The organism is Nonomuraea diastatica (assembly GCF_004349015.1).
Classification (GTDB): domain Bacteria; phylum Actinomycetota; class Actinomycetes; order Streptosporangiales; family Streptosporangiaceae; genus Nonomuraea; species Nonomuraea diastatica.
Genome location: NZ_SMKP01000348.1, coordinates 1 through 3,971, shown reverse-complemented (window position 1 = coordinate 3,971; position 3,971 = coordinate 1). Strand labels below are relative to the sequence as shown.

Genomic DNA, 3,971 nt, shown 5'->3' with positions numbered 1-3,971 from the left:
GGCTGGGCGCCCGGGGCGAGGATGCTCATCACGTCGCCTGGAGGGGCCGCGAAGGTCATGGTGCGCTGATCGGCCAGCTCGGACTGCGACGGGACGGCGGGTTTGGCCGGCTCGACCAGGTCGGCGAGGCCGGACGAGTGATGGGCGGAGTGGTTGGAGGCGGCCGGCTGGCGCTGCGGCAGCGGGCCCTGGACGGTGGTCGCCTCGGGGTCGACGGAGGCCGCCACGGGCCGCGGCTTGGCCGTGCGGTCGGCGCGCTTGCCCGGACGCTCCGAGCGGCGCTCGGCGGGCCGGCTCGTCTGCCGCTCCGCGGGACGGTCGCCCCCGGACTCGGCGGGACGGTCGGCGCGGCGCTCTGCCCGGCGCCCAGTGGGACGCTCAGCGGGGGGCTCCGCGGGACGCTCGGCGGGGCGCTCGCGTTCGACGGGGCGGGAGGCGCCCTTCCTGGCCGCCACGGTGCCACCCGCGCCGAAGCCGCCCTCTTCCGCGTCGCTGCGGATGTTGGCCCAGAACTCCTCGTCCTCGTCATCAGAGGTCGGGTTGCCCCATTCGTCGACGCCACGCCGGCCACGCTGACCGGTGCGCACCGGTTTCGGCGCCTTCGGCTGGTCGATCGGGCTGAAGTCGGGGCTGAAGTTGTTCATCCGCGGTTCGTGCGCGGCGAACTCGTCCGTGGAACGAGCGTGGGTCGACTCCTCCTTCTCGGCCATCTCCTTCAGCCGTTCCGGAGGAAGCGAGCTCTCCCTGCGGTTCATCGAACGCATGCCCAGTGCCACGACGACGAGCACGAGGAGCACGACAGCGACCAAGCTCACTACGACCGCGATCATTGCACCACCCTCAAAGCCATGGCCTCCCTTTGGCACCGATGAGATCGCGCGGCCATCGACGCGATCTGCCCCCTTTGATCACCAGTGCCTAACGATTGGATCTGATTGTGTCGGACCACTATGAGCGTTGTCACACCCTACGTGAAGAATTGGTACATCAGTACTACACGTCGTGTTCGACCCCTCACTGAAGGTCGACCGCGGTGAGCCGCCCCCGGGCTATGGTCTGATCCGCGATCTGCTTCAAGATTTCTGGAAGGTCGAGGGGAGGGGCTCCCTCCGGCCTTTCGACCTTGCCGTTCAGCGTGTAGACGGTGAAGCGGTAGCTGCCCGGATCGCAGGGGGGATCGTAGCCCGCCTTGCCGCCCGGCAAGGGTGCCTGCCCGGCCCCTTCCGGGGGCTCCTCGGCGGCGTTGGGGCCCAGCTCCGTCGTGGTCGCCGGGATGTTGTAGAGCACCCAGTGCACGGTGGACGTCGATGATGTATGGCTGTCGACCACGATCGCGATCGACTTCGCCTTGGACAGCGGCTGGCTCGACCAGCGCAGCGGCGGGCTGCCCTGGGTGCCCTTGCAGGAGTAATCGCGCGGCAGCGGCTCGCCTTCGCGCAACTCCGGGCTCGAGACATTGACCTCCGCGATGTCCTCGGCCTGTGATCTGCCGATGAGGCTGCTGCAGCCCGACAGCGCGAGCGCGACGGTCACCGCTGTCACACTGACAGCGATGCGGCGCACGCGTGTCGCCGTGTTACACAGCCCCATGACGGACGATGCTACGCGGGTCTCGGCGGTGTGCAGACCGTTTCCCGATGGTCGGTGGCCGGTAAAGGATCCGAAACCGGTCAGAATCACGGCATCCCGGCCGTGAGGTAGGACACTAGAACGCCCCTCCGCCCCTGGAGGACCCGAATCGGGCCTTCCTGCGGGACCCTTTCTGGCCTGCTGGTTCACCGTGGCAGGACTCGGGGTGCGATCGCGTACGGTGACCCGACAAGACGGACATCGTGCCGGTCGCCGGCCACGCGGAAAAATCAGGTGCGCCAGATCGTTCCGAACGGTAAAGAGAGCGACGATCAGGCGTCGGGGCGCGGGCGCGAACGGCGGCTGCCACGTGCGTGAGGGCGCTCGCGCTGTGGTGCGGTCCTGCGCTCGCCGGGCCTGGCTGGCACGTACGTGGCGCCGCCGACGTGGCCAGGCTCGACAGCCTGCGGCCGGCCGCCACCGAGCATCGCACCTGCCCATGAAGGCCGTCGGCAGACACGCCGGGACGGCCGGTCGATCTTTACCGCCAGCAAGCCGATCTCCATGCCTGATTCGCGCCCTAAGCTGGTCTTGTGACCTCATCAGGCCCGATCCGCGATCCGGCGAATCGCGTTTCGCCCAAGGCCATCCGCCTGTGGCTGTTCGAGTCGTTGATCGCCTTCGTGTTCTTCCTGGGCGGCTCGCTCCTGGTGTCGCGGTGGCTCGACGGCAGCCGATGGTGGTGGGTCCCCGGCTGGTACGCCGACAACTCCTGGCTGCTGCCCGCCGCGGTGGTGGTGCTGCTCCTGCCGTTCCTGGTGGCCGAGCCGTTCGTCCGGTACGCCGTGCACCGCTGGGAGCTCTCAGGCGACGTCGTCTACGCCAGGTCGGGGTTCCTGACCAGGGAGTGGGTGTTCGTGCCCGTGAGCCGCATCCAGACGGTCGACAAGGGGCAAGGGTGGCTGGAGCGGATGCTCGGTCTGGCCACGCTGGAGATCCGCACCGCGTCCCATGCCGGCTCCTCGACGATCAAGGGCCTCGACTACGGCGTGGCGGCCGGGCTCGCGGAGCAACTCGCGCACCGGGCGGAGGAGCTCAGGGACGATGCCACATGACCGTGCCCCCCGATCCACGCCCGGGACGGCCCAAGGAGATGCGATGACCGGCCACGGCGCACCTCACGACAGTCCTGAACCCTCGCCCGGCGGCCCGCCTCCGCCGGACAAGGCCACTCCGCCGGACGCGGAGGGCGATCCCGCGCCCGAAGGAGGCGTCCGCCCCCGACCGGCGGAATCCCAGCCACGGGTTGCGGGCTCGCACCCAGGTGAGGGTCCGTCCATGACCCCCGGAGGCGGTCCTCCGCCCGCCGCCCGCGCGCCGGTGCGGCTGAGCCCCAAGGTGCTGCTCATCGATCCGGTGCGCATGCTGCCCTCCCTCCTGCTGCCCCTGGTCGGCGTCCTGTTCGTGGGCGGCTTCTCGACCCGCTCGTACGGATGGGCGGCCCTGGCCGTGGCCGGCACCGTGGTGTTCGCGATCATCAGGTGGGCCACCTTCACGTACGAGATCATCGGTGACCGCCTGGAGACGAAACGTGCATTGATCAGCCGGTCCGTCCGTACCATCCCGCTGGAGCGGATCCGCGGCGTCGACGTGTCCACTCCGCCGATGCACCGGCTGCTCGGCCTGTCCGTACTGAAGATCGACACCGGGGCGAGCGGCGGCGACGAGGAGGCCGAGCTCAACGGGGTCTCCCTGGCGGAGGCCGAACGGCTCAAAGCGGTTCTCCTGCGCCGCGCGGCCCGTCCCGTCGGCCATGAGCCCGGCGTCCAGGAGCCCGGCGTCCAGGAGGCGGCGCCGGCCGAACAGCGGATCATCCGCGTCCCGCGCAGGTGGTTGCTGTACGGGCCGCTGTCCGGCGCGTACCTGCTCACCCCCTTCGCGCTCCTCGGTGGTGCGGTGGGGCTGGCGTTCCAGTGGGGGGACGACCTGGGGCTCGGCCGGGACGCCGCCCTGACCGTCGGGGAGTGGTTCTGGGAACGCCCCTACCTGCTGCTGGTCGTGGCGCTGCTGCTTGTGCTGGCGATGCCGTTCGTGGGCGGGCTGATGTACGCGGTCTTCAACTGGGACTTCTCCCTCAAACGGCGCGGCCGCCACCTCGTGGCCGAGCGAGGGCTGATCAACCGGCGGAGCGTGTCGCTGGAGTCGGCGCGCGTACGCGGCTACGAGATCGTCGACGGCCTCGCCGAACGGTGGGCCCGCGTCGTACGCGCGTGGGCCATCGTGACCGGGCTCGGTGACTCGGAGACACGCGGGCAGCTCCTGCCCGACGTTCCCCGTTCCGTGGCCTTCCAGGTGGCCGGCGACGCGATCGGTCCCTTCCGCGCCCGGCTGCGCCCCCACCC

3 protein-coding genes and 1 pseudogene are annotated in these 3,971 nt (G+C 70.2%); 2 read left to right on the top strand and 2 right to left on the bottom strand.

Annotation, left to right across the window (positions count from 1 at the left end; genetic code table 11):
* Nucleotides 1-830, bottom strand: a pseudogene (locus tag E1294_RS51235) (hypothetical protein); the annotation flags it as partial.
* Between the two features lie 184 nt (nt 831-1,014).
* Nucleotides 1,015-1,680, bottom strand: a complete 666-nt coding sequence (locus E1294_RS51230) for a YbhB/YbcL family Raf kinase inhibitor-like protein (protein ID WP_246083883.1) — start codon at nt 1,678-1,680, stop codon at nt 1,015-1,017.
* Between the two features lie 482 nt (nt 1,681-2,162).
* Here E1294_RS51230 and E1294_RS51225 point away from each other — a divergent pair, with 482 nt between their 5' ends.
* Nucleotides 2,163-2,684 carry a PH domain-containing protein gene (locus E1294_RS51225; protein ID WP_246083882.1) on the top strand — a complete coding sequence of 174 codons (522 nt, stop codon included), beginning with the start codon at nt 2,163-2,165 and terminating at the stop codon, nt 2,682-2,684.
* Nucleotides 2,685-2,907: 223 nt separating this feature from the next.
* Nucleotides 2,908-3,971: PH domain-containing protein (locus tag E1294_RS51220; RefSeq protein ID WP_246083881.1), on the top strand; the 1,064-nt coding region annotated here is incomplete at its 3' end.